Genomic DNA, 20,844 nt, shown 5'->3' with positions numbered 1-20,844 from the left:
CGGCGCAAGCCTGCTCACTTGCCAAACAACTTCATCAAGTGCTGCCACCCGCGCAGCAACAGGCCCGAGCGTTCCACTTCGGTTTGTGCCACCAGCGGGGCTTCGCCCACGGGTTTGCCGTTGGCCGTGGCGATCACTTTGCCGATCACCGCGCCTTTGGCCACAGGCGCTTGCAGGTCGGCAATCAGTTCCACCGTGGTTTGCACGGTCTGGCCGCGCGGCACTGTCAGCATCCACGGTGCGCCCAGCACGGCGGGGGCGCTGTCGGCTTTGCCAAAGCTGATTTTGGCCGTGCCCACGACTGCCCCAGGCTGGATGGGGGTGGTCTTTTCAAAGCTGCCAAAGCCCCAGCCCAGCAAGGTGCGCGATTGGTCTGCGCGTGCTTGGGGGCTGTGCGTGTTGAGGATGACGGTGATCAAGCGCATGTCGTTGCGCTTGGACGAGGTGACCAGGCAGTAGCCCGCTTCTGCGGTGTGGCCGGTTTTCAGGCCGTCCACGCTGGGGTCGGTGTAGAGCAGGGCGTTGCGGTTGCCTTGTTTGATGCCGTTGTATTTGAATTCGCGTTCGGCGTAGATGGGGTAGTACTCGGCACCGTCGCGGATGATGGCGCGGGCCAAGATGGCCAGGTCTCGCGCAGACGATTTGTGTGCTGGGTCGGGCAGGCCGGTGGGGTTGGCGAAGGTGGTGTGCGTCATGCCTAAGCGTTGGGCTTCGGCGTTCATGAGCTTGGCAAAGCCCGCCTCGGAGCCCGCCATGTGTTCGGCAATGGCTTTAGAGGCATCGTTGCCCGACTGGATGATGATGCCGCGCAAGATGTCGATGACCGTGGCCTGGCTGTTCAGGGGCAGGTACATGCACGACTCGGCGCTGGTGCCTCGGCACCAAGCGTTTTCGCTGACGGTGACCAGGTCGGTGGGCTTGAGTTTGCCCGAGCGCAGCGCTTGTTCGACGATGTAGCTGGTCATCATCTTGGTCAGCGATGCGGGGGGCAGTGCTTCGTTGGCGTTGGCCGAGGCGAGCACTTGGCCGGAGTCGTAGTCCATCAGCAGCCAGGCTTTGGCGGGCAGCGCGGGGGCGTTGTCGGCCAATGCGGTGTCTGCGGCCAGTGGCGGCAGCGCGTTCACAGCAGCCGCAGCTTTTTTAGGAGGCGTGGCCTTTTTAGAGGGCACAGCCTTTTTGTGAGGCGCGGGCTTGGTGGCTTTGGGGCCAGCCGCAAAGGACGAGGCACTGGGCGCCAGAGCGCCTGCAGCGATGGCGAAGAGGACAGGAAGGAAATAGGAGATTTTGATTTGCATGGGGTTTATACCGACAGAGCGCCGATTGTCGCCGATGGGTGTTGCTGATTTACCAGGCGCTTTAGCCCTGCGCACCCATCAAATAGTCCACCTTGCCCACGTCCACGCCGTTGTGGCGGAGGATGGTGTAGGCCGTGGTGATGTGGAAGTACATGTTGGGCAGCATCCAGCTGGTCAGGTAGTCCTGACCTTTCAGGGTGCGGGTTTTGCCCGGACCTGCGGGGAAGGTGATCTCTTTGTCTTCGGTGCCGTCCAGCGCGGCAGCGGGCACGGTGGCTATGAAGGCCAGGGTTTTTTGGATGCGCTCTTGCAGTTGTGCCAAGGTGGTTTCGGTGTCATCAAACTTGGGCGCTTCGATGCCACTCAAACGGGCCACACCGTTTTTGACCGCATCGCAAGCGATCAGCACTTGGCGCGTGAACGGAAACATGTCCGGGGCCAGACGGTAGGTGGTCAGTGCCATGGGGTCGATCTTTTTGGTTTCGACGAACTGCTCGGCTTTGGCCAAGATGTGGCTCAGGTTGGTGAGCATGCGGGTGCAAACGGGCAAGCTCGCGCTGGACATGGAAAGGGTCATGAGGTGTCTCCGGATTGGAATCAATGAGGTTCGGGCGAAAGGCCCGAGCGCTCTTTTTGGTATTGGTCGTAAGGGGGCAGCTTGTTGTCAGGCGTGGTGCCGCTGCCCACGGCTTTGGCTTTTTGCTGGGCACGGATTTCTTCGTACACGGCTTGCGTTGACACCAGACCACAACCAGACAGGGCCGTCAGCAGCGCCAATGCCAAGAGGGGCTTGCAGGTCGATGGCATGGGGACTCTAGACAGGTTGCAGCGCTCAGCTCTGACTGCGGCCATCAGCCGATTTCGGCGATCAGTTCGATCTCGACACAGGCACCCATCGGGATTTGTGCGACGCCAAAAGCGCTGCGGGCATGGGCGCCAGCTTGTGGGCCAAACACCTGGCCCAGCAGCTCGCTGCAGCCGTTGGTGACCAAGTGCTGCTCGGTGAAGTCGCCGGTCGAGTTGACCAGGCTCATCACTTTGACGATGCGTTTGACTTTGTTCAGGTCGCCGACGGCGGCGTGCAGCGTGCCCATCAGGTCAATCGCCACGGCGCGGGCGGCTTGTTGGCCTTCTGCGGTGCTGATGTCTTTGCCCAGTTGACCGGCCCAGACTTTGCCGTCTTTTTTGGCGATGTGGCCCGACAAAAAGACCAGATTGCCCGTTTGCACAAAGGGCACATACGCCGCTGCGGGGACAGCCACGGGAGGCAATTCGATGTTGAGGGATTTCAGGGTGTCGTAAACGCTCATGGTCGTGCTTTGTGTTGTGGGGATGGGTTCCTGCGTTCGCAGGAATGACAGATCAGCGGGAATTGTCGCTGAATTCAAGCGCTGAGGTGAGCTCGCATCGGCCAGTCCGAATCAGTGAGTCGCTGTTCGCCTTTGGGAAGCCCGCATGCGCGAGGCGGTGCTCATTCGTCCAGTGGTGCCACCGTCACGGCCACTTCGAGTGTGTGCGCCCCGCCGCCTTGCAGCACGCCGCGAAGAGGTGACACATCGGCAAAGTCGCGGCCCACGGCCAAGCGCACATAGTCTTCACCGGGACTGGCCAAGCCGGTGCGGTCATTGGTCGGGTCCAGGTCCAGCCAGCCCTGGCAGGCGTGGCTGGCCAATTCGGGCAAATAGACCGAAGCCCAAGCGTGCGAGGCGTCGCTGCCCACCAAGCGAGGTTGGCCTGGTGGAGGCTGGGTCAGCAGGTAGCCGCTCACGTAGCGGGCGGGCAAGCCCAGCGAGCGCAGGCAGGCCAACATGATGTGGGCAAAGTCCTGGCACACGCCGCGCTTTTCGGCCAGCGCTTCGAGCGCCGGGGTGTTGATGTCGGTGCTTTCCGATTCGTAGCGGAAGTCGCGGTGCATGCGTGCCGTGAGTTCTTGGGCGGCTTGCACCAAGGAGCGGCCGGGCGTGAAGCTGCTTTGCGCGTAGGCCAAAAACGCTTCGTGTACCGGCGCATGGTGCGAGCCGAAGACAAAACCGCTGTGCACATCGCCCGGCTGCCCGCCCCGGTAGCGGAAATGCTCGCGCACCGATTCCCAGCTTTGGCGGGCGTTCGTGGCGCTGGTGGTCCCCGTGGCGATCGCCGAGGTGATGATTTCGCTGTGCGCCCGAACCATGAGGCCATCGTGCGGCTTGGTCAGCGCCCAATACGAGCGGTGGTTCAAAAAAGCGTCGATGTTGTGTTGCACCGAGGCCGCTGGCTCTACCTGCATCCAGTGGCTGATGACTTTTTGGCAAGGGGTGTCAGCCGGTTGCAGGTGGGCCACATGCTGCGCGGTTTGCACCTGCGGGCTGTAGTGGTAGCGGGTCTCGTGGGTGATGGCCAGGCGCATGGTGGGTCAGTCGGTTCAAGCGCCAACGCTGTAGCGGGCTTCGCCGCTGTGCGTGAAAAACAGGCCGCACAGCTGGTCTGACACATCGCGGGCTGCCGTTTGGCAATGCGCCAGTGCGGTGTGCAGCGGCAAAGGGCTGTCGGCTTGGATGGGTTGACGGCTCGCCAGGCTGGTCAGCGGCCACAACGCCTCGGGTGTCAGCTCGATCAGGTGCGGCACCAGCTCAGCCAGGGGCAAAGTGGCACCGTCGGCCAGCTGGCCCATGCGCCGCAAGCGTGAGCGCAGGGTGTGCGCCACCCAGCCGAGGGATCGGGGGTTGTCGGAGTTGGTGACCAACAAATCCATCAAGGCCTGGGGCGTGCGGCTTTGCTGGTACTGAGCATGGAAGCTGATGGTGCTGTCAAACAGGTCGAGCACGGCGTCAAACCCGGCTTGCTCGCCGATCAGGCCCAGTTGGACAGCCTCGCTCAAGGCGCTGGACAAAAATTCCAGCCGTTCGATGTGGCGGCCAATTGAGAGCAAACGCCAGCCGTCGTCGCGGCTCATGCGGTCGGTTTGCGCCCCGGTCAGGGCGGCCAGCATCTGGCTGGTGTCGGCCAGCAGGCGCTGCACTGCCACGGTGTCGGGCGTGCTTGGGGCGCTGGACTCGGCGTCCGTGCGGTCCTGGGCAGGCTTGAAGAAACGCGATTCGGCTTGTTCGAGCAAGCGCCAGTGTTCGGGCGACAGGCGTTCGCGCACCGACGCAGCTGCCAGCCGCACCGCACGCAAATTGAAGCCGACGCTGGTGGCCAGTTCTTTGTCCCACAAGCCCGCGATCAATGAGCGCTCAAACACCCGGTGTGCTTGTGATGCGGCAGGCACGCCTGCCCGCACCAGACCATGGCGCGTGGCCATGCGGGTGATGAAGTTCAGCAGGCAAGGCAGGTTCTGGTTTTCGCTGCCCAAAATTTCCAGGCTCAATCGCACCAGGCGCATGGTGTTTTCGGTGCGCTCGGTGTAGCGGCCCATCCAGAACAGGTTTTCTGCTGCGCGGCTGGTCACCAGCCGCTGGCGCTGCGACGACGTGTCGCCCGTCAAAGGGCTTTGGCTGGGGGATGGGGGCGGGCTTGTCGACTGAGATTGAGACTGGTTTTGTGATTGAGACTGACTTTGTGACTGTGACTGTGACTGTGACTGTGACTGCGCGGGCGATTGCACCCAGACATCGGCGCTGCTGCCCCCGCGCTGCATCGAGGCAATCCCTTCGCGGGTGCCCAGTCGTGCCAAGCCGCCGGGCAACACTTGCCAGCCACCTTGCGCGTTGGCCACAGCAAACACCCGCAGCACCACAGGACGCGACTGGATGGCGCCCGCAGCCTCAGCGCCACTTGCGCTGTCGGCGGTGTTGGTGGTGTTGGTGGTGTTGGGGCCAGCTTGCCAAGTGGGCTGGTGCGACAGCGGCAACCAGGATTGCAGGGTGTGGGCGTCGGGGTCGCGCAAGATGCGACCCGCCCATTCGTTTTGTTCTTGCCGCGACAAAGCATGGCCCAGCACGGGCTCAAAGCTTTGGCGGTCGGTGTTGTAAGGGTAGGTGGGCTTGATCACGCAGCTTTGGATGCGTGGCAACACGTCTTGCAGTGCAGCCGCTTCGCCACACCACCAGCTCGGGATGGCGGGCAGCTGCAGGGCTTGCCCCAGCAGATCTCGCGCCAATGCCGGCATGAAACCCAGCAAGGCGTTCGATTCGAGAAAGCCCGAGCCCGGTGTGTTGGCCACCAGCACATGGCCGCTGCGCACCGCTTGCAACAAGCCGGGCACGCCCAGCGTGGAGTCGGCACGCATTTCCAGCGGGTCGAGCCAGTCGTCGTCCACGCGTTTGAGCAAGCCGTGCACGGGCTGCAGGCCTTGCAGCGTTTTGAGGTACAGCTTCTCGTCACGTACGGTCAGGTCGTTGCCTTGAACCAAGCTCAGGCCCAAATAACGGGCCAGATAGGCGTGCTCAAAATAGGTTTCGTTGTAAGGGCCGGGCGTGAGCAGCGCGATGTGCGCACCAGCGCCTGCCGGGCTGCGGGCCTTGATGCCGTCGATCAAGGTGCGGTAGGTCTCGGCCAGACGCTGGACCGGAAAGGCCTCGAAGGCCTGCGGGAACTGGCGCGACACAATTTGCCGGTTTTCCAGCAAATAGCCCAGACCCGAGGGCGCCTGCGTGCGCTGCGACAACAACCACCAGCAGCCGTCAGGGCCGCGCGCCAAATCGAAGGCCGCCAAAGACAAATAGCGGCCTCCCACGGGCGGCACGCCATGCATGGCGGGCAAATAAGCGGGGTGGCCTTGCACCAGCGCAGCGGGCAATTGCCCATTGAGCACCAATTGCTGAGGCCCATAGGCATCGGCCATGATGCGTTCGAGCAGCTGCATGCGCTGCATCACACCCGCCTCGATTTGTTGCCAGTCGGCGTGTCCCAGCATGAGCGGAAACAGGTCGAGCGACCAAGGCCGCTGCGGTTGGTCAGAGGCGGCATACACGTTGTAGGTGATGCCGTTGTCGCGCACTTGGCGCTGCAGGTTGGCCATGCGGGTGTTCAGCTCGGCTGTGCCCGGTGTGGCGGCTGTGTTTTGCTGCTCAATGAAGGTGAGCCATGCGGCGCTGAGCGTGGCGGGTTTTTCGGTGCGCGCGCTGGCGTTTGCCGCCGATGTCGTGCCCTGACCTGAAACCGCCCCGCGCAGTTCGTCCCAATGCCCGTCAGGCGCACGCTCTTGCTGAAGCGCCGCCCATTTCATGGCGTGCGCTTGCGTTGTGCTGTCAGCTTGGGACGATGGCTCATTCATCCGGTCAATTGTCGCTGATCACACCCGCCTCAAATCCAGCGTGTACGGGAACTCGGGGCTGGCGTGCAGTGTGGCGTTGGGGCCGAGTGCAGCCAGTTGTTTCATCGCGCCGGGGGTGTGCCCCATGCGGAAGAAGCGGGCCATGCGGCGGCTTTCGGCCTCGTAGGCGTTGACCGGGAAGCCCTCGTAGCTGCGGCCGCCAGGGTGAACCACATGGTATTGGCAACCGCCCAAAGAGCGCTTCATCCAGGTGTCCACCAAGTCCACGGTCAGCGGGGCGTGCATGCCAATGCTGGGGTGCAGCGACGAGGGCGGGTTCCAGGCCTTGTAGCGCACGCTGGCCACGTATTCGCCCACCACGCCCGTGGGCTGCAAGGGCAGGGGCTTGCCGTTGACCGTCACGGTGTGGCGGCTGGGGTTCATGCCCGTCACATGCACCTCGATGCGTTCGAGCGACGAGTCCACATAACGGGCCGTGCCGCCTGCACTGTTTTCTTCGCCCATGACGTGCCATGGCTCCAGCGCATTGCGCAGGGTGAGCACCGCGCCATCGACACGCAGCTCGCCCACCAGCGGAAAGCGGAACTCGAAATGGGGCGCAAACCAACCTGGATCGAAGTGAAAACCCGCATCGCCCAGCTCGGTGAGCACGTCGTCAAAGTCTTTGTGAATCCAGTGCGGCAGCATGAAGCGGTCGTGCAGCTCGGTGCCCCAACGGGTCACGGGGGCCACATAAGGCTCGTCCCAGAAACGGGCCACCAGCGCACGCAGCAGCAGCTGCTGCACGATGCTCATGCGGGCGTGTGGCGGCATCTCAAAGGCCCGCAACTCCAGCAGACCCAAGCGGCCTGTGCTGCTGTCGGGTGAGTACATCTTGTCGATGCAAAACTCACTGCGGTGGGTGTTGCCGGTCACGTCCACCAGGATGTTGCGCAGGGTGCGGTCGACGATCCAGGGGGGCATGTCGGTGCCGTATTTCTGCCGGTTTTTCAGTATTTCGCGCAGCGCGATTTCGAGTTCGTAGACCTGGTCGTTGCGTGCTTCGTCCACGCGCGGGGCTTGGCTGGTGGGGCCGATGAACATGCCGCTGAACAAATAGCTCAGGCTCGGGTGGTTATGCCAATAAAGGATCAGGCTGGCCAGCAATTCGGGACGGCGCAAAAACGGGCTGTCTGCTGGCGTTGCCCCGCCCATCACCATGTGGTTGCCACCGCCGGTGCCGGTGTGGCGGCCGTCGGTCATGAACTTTTCGGCCGACAGGCGCGTCTCGAAAGCCGCTTGGTACAAAAACTCGGTGTGGTCCACCAGCTCGGTCCAGTTGTGGGCCGGGTGGATGTTGACCTCGATCACGCCGGGGTCGGGCGTGACCTGCAAAAGTTTGAGGCGCGGGTCACGCGGTGGCGGGTAGCCTTCCATGACGATTTTCATGCCCAGCGTTCTGGCCGTGGCTTCGACGGCGCTGACCAAGGCCAAGTAGTCTTCGAGTCGCGCCAAGGGCGGCATGAAGACGTACAACACGCCAGATTTCTCACCTTGTTGTTGCGCCTCGGCCTCGGCCTCGGCCTTGGGGCCATTGGCACGGCGCGGGTCACGCACTTCCACGCACAGGGCGGTGCGCACCACGGAGGCATCGGACTCGAACTTGGCTGCAGGTGCTGCTGGAGCCGTTGCCGGAGGCTTTTGGGCGTGGCGCGGCTGCATCGTCACCGGGGCGGCAGCTGGCAAGGCGCTGCGGGGCGAAAACGGGTCTTGCTCGATCATGTGCCAGCGGTCGGTCGGTGCGGCCCAGGGCAAGGAGTCGAGTGGCAATCGCCAGCCCATGCTGGAGTCGCCGGGCATCAGGTACATGCGCTCGTCGCGCAGGAACCAGCGGCCGGTTTGCCAGGCTGCCGCGCTCAGATCGGGGGCCTTTGACGAGGTGGCTTCCTCAACGGCTGGTTCAGCAGGTTGCAGAGGCAGCACATAACCCACAGGCTGGTCCAGCCCTTGGCTGAAGATGCGGCGCAAACGGATGCGCTCCATCTCGTCGTCCAGCTTCGCGTCAAACGGGTCCACGTTCACGGGCAGGCGGCGTTCGCGCCACAGGTAATACCAAGTGTCCTCGTAGCCGGGTAGCACGGTGTCGCTGGGCAGGCCCAGCTGCGCGGTCAGCCCTTGCATGAAGCGTTGGGCATCGGCGCTGGTGTAGTGGCTGGGTTCGTGCTCGTCGGCAAACACATCGGGGTCTTGCCAGCAAGGCGTGCCGTCGGCACGCCAGTAAATGCTGAGCGCCCAGCGCGGCAGTTGTTCGCCCGGGTACCACTTGCCTTGGCCAAAATGCAAGAAACCGCCTTGGCCGTATTGCTGGCGCAGTTTGTGAACCAACTCGGTGGCCAGGCCCCGTTTCGTGGGTCCCAATGCATCGGTGTTCCACTCGGCACCGTCACGGTCATGGGTGGACACAAAGGTCGGCTCGCCGCCCATGGTCAGGCGCACGTCTTGCGCCACCAATTGCGCGTCCACCTGGTTGCCCAGGGTCAGCACATCGGCCCATTGTTCTTCGCTGTAGGGCTTGGTCACACGGGGTGATTCGTGGATGCGCGTGACGCTCATCTCGTGGTGAAACTCGACCTCGGCCTTGTCCATCACGCCCTCGATGGGGGCGGCGGCTGAGGGTTGCGGTGTGCAGGCCAGCGGGATGTGGCCTTCACCGGCCAAGAGGCCCGAGGTCGGGTCGAGCCCGACCCAGCCTGCGCCGGGCAAATACACCTCACACCAGGCGTGCAGGTCGGTGAAATCGACTTCGGTGCCGCTGGGGCCATCGAGCGATTTCACATCGGGGGCCAGCTGGATCAGGTAGCCCGAGACAAAGCGGGCCGCGATGTTCATGTGCCTGAAAAGTTGCACCAACAGCCAAGCCGTGTCACGACAGGAGCCGCTTTGGAGGGTCAGGGTTTCTTCGGCGGTTTGCACGCCGGGTTCCATGCGGATGGTGTAGCGGATGTCCTGGTGCAGGCGTTGGTTGATCTGCACCAAAAAATCAATGGTGCGCTGGCGCTTGCGGTCCATGCTGGCCAGGTATTTTTTAAACAGCGGTGTTTTATGGTCTTTGTCCAGATAGGACTGAAGCTCTTCCTTGACCATGTCCGAGTACTTGAAGGGCACTTCTTCGGCCGAAGGCTCTAGAAAGAAGTCAAAGGGGTTGAACACCGCCATCTCGGTGACCACGTCCACGGTGACTTTGAAAGCCGTGGTCTTTTTGGGGAAGACCAGCCTGGCTTGGTAATTGGCAAAGGCGTCTTGCTGCCAGTTGATGAAATGTTCGGCGGGCTCGACCTTGAGGCTGTACGACAGGATGCGGCTGCGGCTGTGCGGGGCCGGACGCAAGCGGATGACTTGCGGGCCGAGTTGCACGGGGCGGTCGTATTCGTAATGGGTAACGTGGTGCAGGGCAACGTGTATCGACATATTTCTAACTGCGCAACAGGGGCTGCACGCATGACAAATGCAGCTTGGGCGGTTACAACTAGCAAGACACGCGCCAGGATGCGGACCCGGTCGAGCCAGCCAGTGGGCGTGGTCGATTGCAAGGCCCGAATTAAAAGAGCGCCAAAGCGACTGTTCAGAAAACCGGCCAAATCAGGGAGGCTGTCATGAAGCGATGCTGCACGCAGGGTGCTGGCCGGGCGCAAGCGTGTGCCATGCGGAGCCGCCCATGCTGTCCATGACATGGGCCCGTGGCCTGGGCTTGGGGCTGTTGGCCTGGTGTGCGGGGGTGGCGCTGCAATTGCAACAAGAGGCGCTGTGGCCGCTGGGGGCTTATGCGGGCTTGTGGGTGTTGGCGCTGGTTTTGGCGTTGTCGCTAAGTGGTCTCTTGCTTCGCTTTGGGGTTTGGCCTGTCGGGTGGCGCGGCCTCACTTGGCGCTTGGTTTAGGGCCCTGTTTTGTGCACTGCTTGGTGCACTGTTTGGTTTGTGCTGGCGTTTGCTGCCACTGGTTTGCATGCCTGGTCACGGTCTGACGCCATCGACCCGGCGCTGGAGGGCCAAGACCTGGATGTGGTGGGCGTGGTGCAGGCCATGCCGCAGCGTCAAGACCTGGGTTGGCGCTTTCGCTTTGAGCTGGAACAAGCCTGGCGGGTCGACAAGGTGGGCGAATGGCATGCTGTAGATTTGCCTCAATCCGTGCCCTCGCAGGTTTATCTGGGTTGGTACGGGCAAGACGGCACACACGACAGCGGCTGGAACACCTCGCCCTTGCCTGAGCCCGTGAAAGCGGGTGAGCGCTGGCGCTTGCGGGTGCGCCTGAAGGCCCCGCATGGCAACCTGAACCCACGGGGTTTTGACTATGAGTTGTGGCTTTGGGAGCAGGGCATTCGCGCCACGGGCTATGTGCGCACGGGGGCCAAAGACCCCATCCCGGTGCGCGTGGGCACCACCTGGGCGCACCCGATTGAGGGCTGGCGGCAGTCGGTGCGCGACCGTTTGCTGACCCATTTGTCGGCGCAGAGCAGCACTGCAGATGCCGTCTCGGCCAAACAAGTGGGTCAATGGGCGGGTGTGTTGGCGGCTTTGGTCACGGGCGACCAGGCCGCGATCGACCGCAGCGACTGGGACGTGTTTCGGGCCACAGGCGTGGCGCACTTGATGAGCATTTCGGGGCTGCATGTGACGATGTTTGCCTGGCTGGCTTCGGCCTTGGTGGCGTGGTGCTGGCGAAAGTCCGCTTTGTGGGGCTTTGCGGGCGCTTTGCGCTGGCCTGCTGTGCATGTTGGGTCGGTGTCTGGCTTGATGTTGGCGTGGTTTTATGCCTTGTTCAGCGGTTGGGGCGTGCCAGCGCAGCGCACGCTCTGGATGCTGTTGGTGGTGGTGTTGCTCAAAATCTCGGCCCGTCAATGGCATGGGGCCTTGGTCTGGCTGCTGGCTGGTGCGGTGGTGTTGGCGCTGGACCCTTGGGCTGTGTTGCAAGCGGGCTTTTGGTTGAGCTTTGTGGCCGTTGGGGTGTTGATGGCCTCCCAGCGACGCACCGACTTGGTGCTCAAAGGGCTGCCGCACCGATCGGGTGCGAAAAAAGTTCCCATTTGGGGAATTTCCGCACTGCATGCTGCTTGGGGTTTGCTGCGCGAACAAGCCGTCATCACTTTGGCCTTGGCACCGCTGACCTTGCTGTTTTTTGGCCAAGTGTCTGTGGTGGGCCTGCTGGCCAATATGCTGGCGATTCCATGGGTGACTTTGGTGGTGACTCCGCTGGCCTTGCTGGGGGTGGCTTGGTCCGGAGCCTGGGACCTGGCGCTCTGGGCGCTGCAGCCCATGACGGCCTGGCTCGGCTGGCTGTCAACGTGGCCCTTGGCCAGCGTGTCCACCGCCATGCCGCCTTGGGGTCTGGCCATGCTGGCGCTGGTCGGTGCCGTGGGCTTGGTGCTCAGGCTGCCGTTGTCCTTCAAAGTGTTGTGCCTGCCGCTTTTGTGGCCCGTGTTGTTTTGGACGCACCCGCGCCCGCCAGTGGGCGCTTTCGAGCTGTTGGCGGCCGATGTGGGGCAGGGCAATGCGGTGCTGGTGCGCACCGCCACGCACAGCCTGCTGTACGACGCGGGGCCGCGCTATTCGGCCGAAAGCGACGCTGGGCACCGGGTGCTGGTGCCCCTGCTGGCACAAATGGGCGAGCGCCTTGATGTGCTGATGCTCAGCCACCGTGACAGCGACCACACGGGCGGCGCAGCGGCGGTGTTGGCCATGCAACCCGAGGCGGCTTTGTGGTCCTCGCTGGAAGATGAACACGCTTTGCACGCCTTGCGGCCCGGCTGGACGCGTTGCCAAAGCGGGCAGTCCTGGGTGTGGGATGGTGTGCTTTTTGAGGTGCTGCACCCGCCTGGCAGTACGCAAATTCTTGGCGCAGCGCCTTCTTCTTCTTCTTCTTCTTCTTCTTCTTCGGGGCCATTTGGCCCACGAGAAGCCTCTAAAAAGCCTAAACCGAATGAAGTCAGTTGTGTCTTGCGCATCGGCAACAGGCAGGCTTCGGCCTTGTTGACGGGCGACATCGAGGCGGCCCAAGAGCTGGTTTTGGTGCGCGCGGGCCTGGCACCTGTCGATGTGCTCTTGGTGCCGCATCACGGCAGCAAAACCTCGTCGACGCTGCCTTTTATACAGGCGCTGCAACCCCGGCTGGCGCTGGTGCAGGCGGGTTACCGCAACCGCTATGGGCACCCGGCAGAACCGGTACTCGATCGCTACCGCGCCGAGGGCATTGCATTGGCGGAGTCCGCCCGCTGCGGCGCCGCTCGCTGGCACAGTGCTGCACCCGCGCAGGTGCAATGTGAACGGGTCCTGTCCAAGCGCTATTGGCACCACGTCATCGCGCCTTGATGCATCTGTCCTATCCGGCACATTTGTCATGCCCAGCACATTTGTCATATCCGGCACATTTGTCATGCCCGGCTTGACCGGGTATCCATGGCCGTCGAAGGCATGGACCCCCGATCGAGTCGGGGGTGACAGCGTTTTGGTCATGCCCAGCACCTTTGTCATACCCAGCACATTTGTCATACCCGGCTTGACCGGGTATCCAAGGCCGTCGAAGGCATGGACCCCCGATCGAGTCGGGGGTGATAGCTTTTTGGTCATGCCCAGCACCTTTGTCATGCCCGGCACATTTGTCATACCCGGCTTGACCGGGTATCCATGGCCGTCGAAGGCATGGACCCCCGATCGAGTCGGGGGTGACAGCGTTTTGGTCATGCCCAGCACCTTTGTCATACCCAGCACATTTGTCATGCCCGGCTTGACCGGGTATCCAAGGCCGTCGAAGGCATGGACCCCCGATCGAGTCGGGGGTGACAGCGTTGGGTGAGGCTGACAGCATGAGTCGGGGGTGATGCGCTTCGGTGGATTTGACTCGGATCAACCGGAGCGGGTATGCATCTTGCTATGCTGTCATCAGGAGTGACGAGCTATGCGCCAATTCGATGAAATGTACAGCCGCTTGCCTGCCGCAGGCGATTCGGGGGAAGTCAGAGACCATTACTTGGCCTATGCCCGCTGGTTGCAAGCGCAAGACAGCCAGACCATGGCTTCGCGCCGTGAAGAAGCCGAGATGATTTTCCGCCGTGTCGGCATCACCTTTGCGGTCTACGGTGACAAGGACGAAGACGGCTCTGGTACCGAGCGCCTGATCCCGTTTGACCTGATCCCCCGTGTGATTGCGGCCCAAGAGTGGAAGCACATGGAAGCCGGATTGGTGCAACGCGTGACCGCACTCAACCGATTCATCCACGACGTGTACCACGGGCAAGAGATCCTTCAAGCCGGTGTGATCCCGCGAGAACAGATCGAAAACAACGCCCAGTTTCGCCCCGAGATGGTGGGGGTGGATGTGCCCAACCAGATCTATTCGCACATCAGCGGCATCGACATCGTGCGTGCCCCCGACAGCGCAGGCAAGGGCGAGTACTACGTGCTCGAAGACAACCTGCGCGTGCCCAGCGGTGTGAGCTACATGCTCGAAGACCGCAAGATGATGATGCGACTGTTCCCCGATTTGTTCAGCCAGCACCGCGTGGCCCCTGTGGCGCATTACCCCGATTTGCTGCTGGAAACCTTGCGCGCCAGCAGCCCCGCCACCACGGCCGAGCCCACGGTGGTGGTGCTCACGCCCGGCATGTACAACAGCGCTTACTTTGAGCATGCTTTTTTGGCGCAACAAATGGGTGTGGAACTGGTCGAAGGGCAAGACCTGTTTGTCAAAGACAAATTTGTCTACATGCGCACCACACGCGGCCCGCAAAGGGTGGATGTGATCTACCGCCGTGTGGACGACGACTTTTTGGACCCGAATGTGTTTCGCCCCAGCTCGACCTTGGGCTGCGCGGGCCTGATGGACGCCTACAAGGCCGGTCATGTGGCCATTTGCAACGCGGTGGGCACGGGCGTGGCCGACGACAAGTCGATCTACCCCTATGTGCCGGACATGATCAAGTTTTACTTGGGTGAAGAGCCCATTCTCAAAAACGTGCCCACTTTCATGTGCCGCAAGCCCGACGATTTGCAATACACGCTGGCCCATCTGAAAGACTTGGTGGTCAAAGAAGTGCACGGCGCAGGCGGCTACGGCATGCTGGTGGGGCCTGCGGCCAGCCAAGCCGAGATCGAGCGATTCCGTGGCGCACTGCTGGCCAACCCTGAGGGCTACATCGCCCAGCCGACCTTGAGTTTGTCCACTTGCCCCACCTATGTGGACAGCGGCATCGCACCGCGCCACATCGACCTGAGGCCCTTTGTGCTGAGTGGGCGCACCGTGCAGATGGTGCCCGGTGGCTTGACGCGGGTGGCGCTCAAAGAAGGCTCTTTGGTGGTGAACTCGTCGCAAGGCGGGGGCACCAAAGACACCTGGATTTTGCAGGACTGAAAAGGGGAGAACACGCATGCTTTCAAGAACCGCCGACCACCTGTTCTGGATGTCCCGCTACATGGAGCGGGCCGAAAACGAAGTTTCGCCAAAACGCTGCCGGGCGCGAAGCGCTTGCGGGGTTTTCGGCCTTGAAGGAGTTGCCTGATGTTGTCCCGTACTGCCGACCACCTGTTCTGGATGTCCCGCTACATGGAGCGGGCCGAAAACACCGCACGCATGTTGAATGTGAGCTACGAGACATCGCTTTTGCCCCAGTCTGCCGCCGCGGTGGAGGCCGGTTGGGAAGGCATCTTGTCCATCAGCGAGCTCTTGCCCTCGTACCAGATGCGCTACAAAACCATCACGCCACGCGACGTCATGGCCTTCATGGTGAAAGACGCAGACAACCCCTCGTCCATCATCTCTTGCCTGCGTGCGGCCCGCGAAAACGCCCGCGCCGTGCGCGGCACGCTCACCACCGAGGTGTGGGAAACACAAAACCAGACCTGGCTCGAAGTCAACCGCATGCTCAAAAGCGGTGAATTCGAGCGCGATCCGGGCCAGTTTTTTGAGTGGGTCAAGTTCCGCTCGCACCTGTCACGCGGCGTGACGGTGGGCACCATGCTGATGGACGAGTCGCTGTACTTCATGCGCATGGGCACGTTTTTGGAGCGGGCCGACAACACGGCGCGGCTGGTGGATGTGAAGTTCCACGCCATGAACAACGATTTTTTTGGTGCCCCCAACTACAGCGGCGTTGAGGCCGAAGTGACGCAGGAATACGACTTCTACCACTGGAGCGCGATCTTGCGCAGCGTCAGCGGTTTTGAGGTTTACCGCAAGGTTTACCGCGACGTGATCCGCCCCGAACGCGTGGCCGAATTGCTGATCTTGCGCCCAGACATGCCCCGCTCACTGCACGCCAGTTTGAACGAGGTGCTGTCGAATTTGAAGCTGGTCTCGCACGACCCCGACAGCGACACCTTGCGCCATGCAGGCCGCTTGCGCTCGGAGCTGGCCTTTGGCCGCATCGACGAAATTCTGGCCACCGGTCTGCACGCTTATCTGACGCAATTTTTGGAGCGTGTGAACGGCTTGGGTGGGCGCATCAGCCGGGAATTTTTGATGCCGCAGGCGGCTTGATTCAGCCCAGCGTCAAGACCACCGGCGTGTGGTCGCTGGGACGCTCGTTCTTGCGCGGGGCGCGGTCGATCACGCAGGCGCTGGCCCGGGCTTTGAGCGATTCTGAAATCAAAATGTGGTCGATTCGCAGACCGCGATTGCGGCGGAATGCAAATTCGCGGTAGTCCCACCAGCTGTAGCTTTTTTCGGGCTGCTCAAACAGCCGAAAGCTGTCGGTCAGGCCCAAGCCGATCAGCGCTTGCAGTTTCTCGCGCTCGGCGTCGGTGCAGTGGATGGTGCCAGCCAGCGCCACCGGGTCCCACATGTCGAGCTCGTCAAAAGTGATGTTGTAGTCGCCCAGCAGCACCAGGTTCGGGTGCTTTTGCATTTCGCTGGCCACCCAGTCGCGCAGCGCGTCGAGCCAACGCATCTTGTAGACAAACTTGTCGCTGTCGGGGGCTTGGCCATTGGGGAAATAGCCGCAGATCACCCGCACTTCACCCCCTGCGCCATCGGGGTAGGTGGCGGCGATCACGCGTGACAAGTCGTCTTCAAAGCCCGGGATGTTTTTGACCACATCCGTGCCAGCGGCTTTTGAAATCAGCGCCACACCGTTGTAGGTTTTCTGGCCAAACCATTGGGCTTGGTAGCCCGCTTCGGCCAAAGCGGCCACGGGAAACTTGTCGTCAGTGAGCTTGAGTTCTTGCAGGGCCAGCACATCGGTGGGGTTGGCCGCCAGCCAGTCCAGCACCTGCGGCAGGCGCACAGACAACGAGTTCACATTCCAGGTGGCGATTTTCATGAGGTCTTTAAAAGGGGTTGCGCTCAAATGTGAAAGGCAGCCAGGCCACCCACCACCATACCGATGCCGCCTGCTGCGTACATCACATATTCCAGCCATTTCTTTTTGGACAGCAGGGCAATCGCAGCCATGGCAATGGCCACTTGCAACACGGTGGTGGCTTGCGCCCAGCGGTGGTGCTGGTGCATTTGTTCGTCTGACTGTTCATCCCAGTGTTTGGACTCGGCTTCGAGTTTTTCAGCGGCGACTTTGATCTCTGATTTTTCGCTCTTGTAGCGTTTAACTTCGTCCAGATAGAAGTCTTTTTTGAGCGGCGTCAGCTCCATGGCCAGTTCACTCAGGTTTTGCTTGCTGCTTTTGGCTTGGTAATAGTTCCACTGGTTGGAAGCTTCGGTCTTTTTGATGGCCGCATTGTTTTTGTACAAGCCGGCATTGGCCTGTGTGGCCCCGCCCATGTAACCAAACAAAGCACCCACGGTGGCGATGATGGCGGTGAACATGGCAATGCTGTTGGTGTGTGCGCCGCCATGGCCTTGAGTGGCGTGTTCCAACTCGTGGTCATGTGGGCCATGAACGTGAAAACCGTGTCCGGACATGCTTGACTCCTTAAGGCGTGTGTTGGTATGTTGCAAAGCTGAATGCCAGGCCATTGCCCGCCACATGCGATGTGCGCTCGACTTCTTGCCAGCCAGCGCCCAGCTCAGGCGCAAAGGCATCGCCTTCAAAATCCTGCTCGATTTCCGTGACGACGGCACTGGAGGCCAGCGGTGCTGCTTGGGCGTAAATTTCGGCGCCACCGATCACCCAGGCCTCTGCGGCGTCGGGGCATTGGCGCATGGCGTCTTCAATGGAGCCAGCCCGCACAGCACCTTCGGCATGCCAGTCTGTCTGGCGCGTCACAACGATGTTGAGGCGACCGGGCAGGGGGCGAAATCGTGGGGGCAATGAATCCCAGGTTTTGCGACCCATGATCACGGGCTGGCCCAGCGTTGTGCGTTTGAAATGCGCCAGGTCTTCAGGCAGGTGCCAGGGCAGCTGGTTGTTGGTACCGATCACGCCATTGCGGGCGCGGGCATAAATCAAATGGAGTTTCATCACGGGCGGGCGCTCAGGCCAAAAAGGGGTTCAGACCAGCGGGCTCAGACGGCGACCGGCGCTTTGATGGCGGGGTGGCATTCGTAACCCACGACCTCAAAGTCTTCAAACGCGTAATCCAAAATCGAATCGGGTTTGCGTTTGATGTTCAAGGTGGGGTAGGCCATGGGCGTGCGGCTCAGTTGCAGTTCCACCTGTTCGTGGTGGTTGCTGTAAATGTGGCAGTCACCACCGGTCCAGATGAAGTCGCCCACATCCATGTCGCACTGCTGGGCCACCATGTGGGTGAGCAGGGCGTAGCTGGCGATGTTGAAGGGGACACCCAAAAAGATGTCGGCGCTGCGCTGGTACAACTGGCAGCTCAGGCGTGGCTTGTCGCCAGGGTTTTGCGGTGGTGCGACATAAAACTGGAAGAACGCATGGCAAGGCATCAGCGCCATTTGGTCAAGCTCGGCCACGTTCCAGGCGCTGACGATGATGCGGCGCGAATCCGGATTGGTTTTCAGCGTGTCCATGACCTGCTGAATCTGGTCAATGTGCCCGCCGCCTGGTGTGGGCCAGCTGCGCCATTGCACCCCGTACACCGGACCGAGCGAGCCATCGTCGCGCGCCCATTCGTCCCAGATGGAGCAACCGCGCTCTTGCAGCCATTTCACGTTGCTGTCGCCACGCAAAAACCACAGCAATTCGACAATGATGGCCCGCAAAAAGACTTTTTTGGTGGTGACGAGCGGAAAGCCTTCGTTCAGGTCAAAGCGCATCTGATGACCAAACACGCTGCGCGTGCCGGTTCCGGTGCGGTCACCTTTTTGCACGCCCGTCGTGTAGACGTGGCGCATGAAGTCTTCGTATTGGCCGCGGATGGGGCGGGGGCGGGCAGGGGTGTTCATGGGGCGTAAGTTTAAGGCAGTCGTGGCACCGCAACACCCGATTTCAACCCGAATTCAGCCCTGTCCCACCGTTTTTGGTGCAAGCCTGAGAGGCTCAGATTTCGAATTTGCTGACTTCGTGGCGGGTGGAGTCTGCAATTTTGGACAGCTCCATCACGGTGGCGGTGATCTCTTCTGATGCGGCAGCGTTGCTGCGTGCAATGGCGTCCAGGCTGGAAATGTTGGAGTTGATTTGCTCCACAGCGGTGCTTTGCTCTTCCAGTGCCGACGAAATGCGTTGGAGCATGTTGTCGGTTTCGCGCGAGCCTTGTTCGATCTGGTGCATGCCGTTGTTCACGTGCTTGACGGTTTCGACAGCGCGCTGGGTCTCGGCGACCGCTTGCTGGACCAGTCGGGCAATTTCTTGCGAGCTTTCGGCGCTGTTAGCAGCCAGTTTGCCCACTTCTTCGGCGACCACAGAAAAGCCCTTGCCATGTTCGCCCGCACGGGCGGCTTCGATGGCCGCATTGAGTGACAGCAGGTTGGTTTTGTTGGCGATCTTTTCGATCACTTCGGTGATCTTGTTGATCTTTTCCGAGTTGGATGCAATGGAGCTGACCACTTCGACCATCTGCTCCATTTGTTTCATGCCGTCGCGCATGATGCTCATGGATTCTTGCGACTTCTGGCTGGCGACCGTGGTGTTGCGCGATACGTCGCTCACGGCATCGGTCGTTTGACGAACCGCAGACGCCAGTTGTGAGATGGCATGGGTCTGGTTTTGCGCACCGTCCGAGATCTGGCCGATGGCTTGGCTGGTTTGGTTGGCGGCGGCAGCCACCTGCTGGCTGTTGGTGTTGATGGCCCGCATGGCGAGCGACAAGGACTCCAACGACATGTTGATGTTTTCTTTGAGCAAGGCCAACTCACCGTTGCCTTGAGCTTGCACGCGCTGCCTGAGGTTGCCTTGCGCCACTTGCTGGAGGACTCTGGCCACATCACCCAACATGTTCTCGAGGGTGTGCATGGCGTTGGTGGCCTGTGTCATGGCGGCTTTGTACTCGCCTTGGGCATCGGCTTGCACGCGTTGCGAGAAGTGGCCGTTTTCCAGGGCCGCCATCACTTGGATCAAGCTGCGGGTGGTGCTCTGAATGGCATCGGCCGAGTTGTTCACCGCGAGTTTCATGTCGGCCAGATCGCCTTTCAAGTCGGCCTGAATGCGAGGGCCGAAGTTGCCGGCTGCCAAGGCATTGACGACTTGGTTCACTTCTGTGACTGCCGACTGCTGCGAGGCGATCATGCGGTTGATGGCTTTGGCGGTTTGACCGACTTCGTCTGTCTGGTCCACTTCGATGCGCAAGGAGAAGTTGCCGGTTTTTTCAATGTCACCGACCACTTTTTGGACTTGCGTCAGCGGGGTGGTGATGGAGCGGATGATGGACAAAGCCAGCAGCAATCCGCCAATCAGGCCCGCCGCAACGATGGCCATGGTCAAGTTGCGGTTGAACTCGTAAGTTGCTTGGGCCGCATTGAATTCGTTGTTCGCTTCGGTCAACTGGGCTTCGATGAACTCCGACAGCAGTTCGATCACCACGTCGATGGCCGGGTACAGCTGTTTTTCTGAGAATTCGGCCAATTCGTCGCGGTCTTTTTTTGCCAGCAAGCTTTGCAAGGCGTTGAGTTGAACCTCGAGTTTTTCAAACCCGGCTTCGATGGAGGTGACCAGCTTCTTTTCTTCACCCACAAAGTCGTCTGTGGGGTGTGCGGCCCATTTGTCTTTCACGGTTTGGCGTGCGTTGGCCAAACGAGTTTGCGCGTCTGCCCACGACATCTGCTTCGAACGGACCTTGATGGTGGTGTCAATGACGTTCAGGGTGTATTGGTCTGAAATGATTTTCAGGTCACGCAAATGCACCAAGTGGTCGCTATTGACAAACTTGAAACTGGCGATGGCCTGGGTCATGCCATTCAGACCAATGAGGCCCACCACCAAAGAAACCAGGCTGATGCAGATCACCAGCACCAAAAGTCGGACAGAAACGCTGAAATTCTTGAACATGGCGGCAGTTTTCTAATTGAATCTAAAACATTCTAACGATAAGTTGTT

General features: G+C 61.1%; 17 protein-coding genes. 5 read left to right on the top strand and 12 right to left on the bottom strand.

Annotated features, from left to right (window positions below; translation table 11 throughout):
• Window positions 1-14: 14 nt before the first annotated feature.
• The 7 genes from ACZ5RG_RS07235 to ACZ5RG_RS07205 all read right to left on the bottom strand — a co-directional run bounded on the left by ACZ5RG_RS07235 (window position 15) and on the right by ACZ5RG_RS07205 (window position 9,936).
• On the bottom strand, window positions 15-1,295 hold the full coding sequence (locus ACZ5RG_RS07235) for a D-alanyl-D-alanine carboxypeptidase family protein (protein WP_315137194.1): 1,281 nt from the start codon (window positions 1,293-1,295) through the stop codon (window positions 15-17).
• A gap of 61 nt (window positions 1,296-1,356) precedes the next feature.
• Window positions 1,357-1,872 carry a DUF1993 domain-containing protein gene (locus tag ACZ5RG_RS07230; RefSeq protein WP_464448156.1) on the bottom strand — a complete coding sequence of 172 codons (516 nt, stop codon included), beginning with the start codon at window positions 1,870-1,872 and terminating at the stop codon, window positions 1,357-1,359.
• 20 nt (window positions 1,873-1,892) lie between these two features.
• Window positions 1,893-2,147: a hypothetical protein gene (locus tag ACZ5RG_RS07225; protein WP_464448155.1), complete on the bottom strand. Its 255-nt coding sequence runs from the start codon at window positions 2,145-2,147 to the stop codon at window positions 1,893-1,895.
• Window positions 2,147-2,605 (bottom strand): RidA family protein, encoded by a 459-nt coding sequence (locus ACZ5RG_RS07220; protein ID WP_298596461.1) that lies wholly within the window; start codon window positions 2,603-2,605, stop codon window positions 2,147-2,149. Before ACZ5RG_RS07220 ends, ACZ5RG_RS07225 begins: the two co-directional genes overlap by 1 nt.
• A gap of 161 nt (window positions 2,606-2,766) precedes the next feature.
• Window positions 2,767-3,681, bottom strand: coding sequence for a transglutaminase family protein (locus ACZ5RG_RS07215; RefSeq protein WP_464448154.1), 915 nt, complete (start codon window positions 3,679-3,681; stop codon window positions 2,767-2,769).
• A gap of 15 nt (window positions 3,682-3,696) precedes the next feature.
• On the bottom strand, window positions 3,697-6,441 hold the full coding sequence (locus ACZ5RG_RS07210) for a circularly permuted type 2 ATP-grasp protein (protein WP_464448153.1): 2,745 nt from the start codon (window positions 6,439-6,441) through the stop codon (window positions 3,697-3,699).
• 66 nt (window positions 6,442-6,507) lie between these two features.
• The gene (locus tag ACZ5RG_RS07205) at window positions 6,508-9,936 is read right to left on the bottom strand and encodes a transglutaminase family protein (RefSeq protein ID WP_464448152.1); all 3,429 of its coding nucleotides are present in this window, start codon (window positions 9,934-9,936) and stop codon (window positions 6,508-6,510) included.
• 247 nt (window positions 9,937-10,183) lie between these two features.
• Here ACZ5RG_RS07205 and ACZ5RG_RS07200 point away from each other — a divergent pair, with 247 nt between their 5' ends.
• From ACZ5RG_RS07200 to ACZ5RG_RS07180, 5 genes are all read left to right on the top strand, one after another.
• Window positions 10,184-10,402, top strand: coding sequence for a hypothetical protein (locus ACZ5RG_RS07200; protein ID WP_464448151.1), 219 nt, complete (start codon window positions 10,184-10,186; stop codon window positions 10,400-10,402).
• A 9-nt stretch (window positions 10,403-10,411) separates the two neighbouring features.
• Window positions 10,412-12,829 carry a DNA internalization-related competence protein ComEC/Rec2 gene (locus tag ACZ5RG_RS07195; protein WP_464448150.1) on the top strand — a complete coding sequence of 806 codons (2,418 nt, stop codon included), beginning with the start codon at window positions 10,412-10,414 and terminating at the stop codon, window positions 12,827-12,829.
• Window positions 12,830-13,415: 586 nt separating this feature from the next.
• Window positions 13,416-14,867, top strand: a complete 1,452-nt coding sequence (locus ACZ5RG_RS07190) for a circularly permuted type 2 ATP-grasp protein (protein ID WP_464448149.1) — start codon at window positions 13,416-13,418, stop codon at window positions 14,865-14,867.
• 16 nt (window positions 14,868-14,883) lie between these two features.
• Window positions 14,884-15,015: an alpha-E domain-containing protein gene (locus tag ACZ5RG_RS07185; RefSeq protein ID WP_464448148.1), complete on the top strand. Its 132-nt coding sequence runs from the start codon at window positions 14,884-14,886 to the stop codon at window positions 15,013-15,015.
• Entirely contained in the window at window positions 15,015-15,992 is a 978-nt protein-coding gene (locus tag ACZ5RG_RS07180) for an alpha-E domain-containing protein (protein WP_464448147.1), read from the top strand. The genes ACZ5RG_RS07185 and ACZ5RG_RS07180 overlap by 1 nt, the downstream gene beginning before the upstream one ends.
• 1 nt (window position 15,993) lies before the next feature.
• On the opposite strand, the gene xth is transcribed toward ACZ5RG_RS07180, so the two are convergent.
• From xth to ACZ5RG_RS07155, 5 genes are all read right to left on the bottom strand, one after another.
• Complete coding sequence (gene xth / locus ACZ5RG_RS07175) at window positions 15,994-16,773, bottom strand: exodeoxyribonuclease III (RefSeq protein ID WP_464448146.1); 780 nt, start codon at window positions 16,771-16,773, stop codon at window positions 15,994-15,996.
• 23 nt (window positions 16,774-16,796) lie between these two features.
• The gene (locus ACZ5RG_RS07170; RefSeq protein WP_298600816.1) at window positions 16,797-17,369 is read right to left on the bottom strand and encodes a DUF4337 domain-containing protein; all 573 of its coding nucleotides are present in this window, start codon (window positions 17,367-17,369) and stop codon (window positions 16,797-16,799) included.
• 10 nt (window positions 17,370-17,379) lie between these two features.
• Window positions 17,380-17,868, bottom strand: coding sequence for a dihydrofolate reductase (locus tag ACZ5RG_RS07165; protein WP_464448145.1), 489 nt, complete (start codon window positions 17,866-17,868; stop codon window positions 17,380-17,382).
• Between the two features lie 44 nt (window positions 17,869-17,912).
• Window positions 17,913-18,758: a thymidylate synthase gene (locus ACZ5RG_RS07160; RefSeq protein WP_298600813.1), complete on the bottom strand. Its 846-nt coding sequence runs from the start codon at window positions 18,756-18,758 to the stop codon at window positions 17,913-17,915.
• Window positions 18,759-18,852: 94 nt separating this feature from the next.
• On the bottom strand, window positions 18,853-20,796 hold the full coding sequence (locus ACZ5RG_RS07155) for a HAMP domain-containing methyl-accepting chemotaxis protein (RefSeq protein WP_464448144.1): 1,944 nt from the start codon (window positions 20,794-20,796) through the stop codon (window positions 18,853-18,855).
• Between the last annotated feature and the right edge of the window lie 48 nt (window positions 20,797-20,844).

This window comes from Limnohabitans sp. TEGF005 (assembly GCF_055394835.1).
The sequence above is the reverse complement of the archived record's forward strand: the minus strand, read 5'-3'. Positions and strand labels throughout refer to the sequence as shown.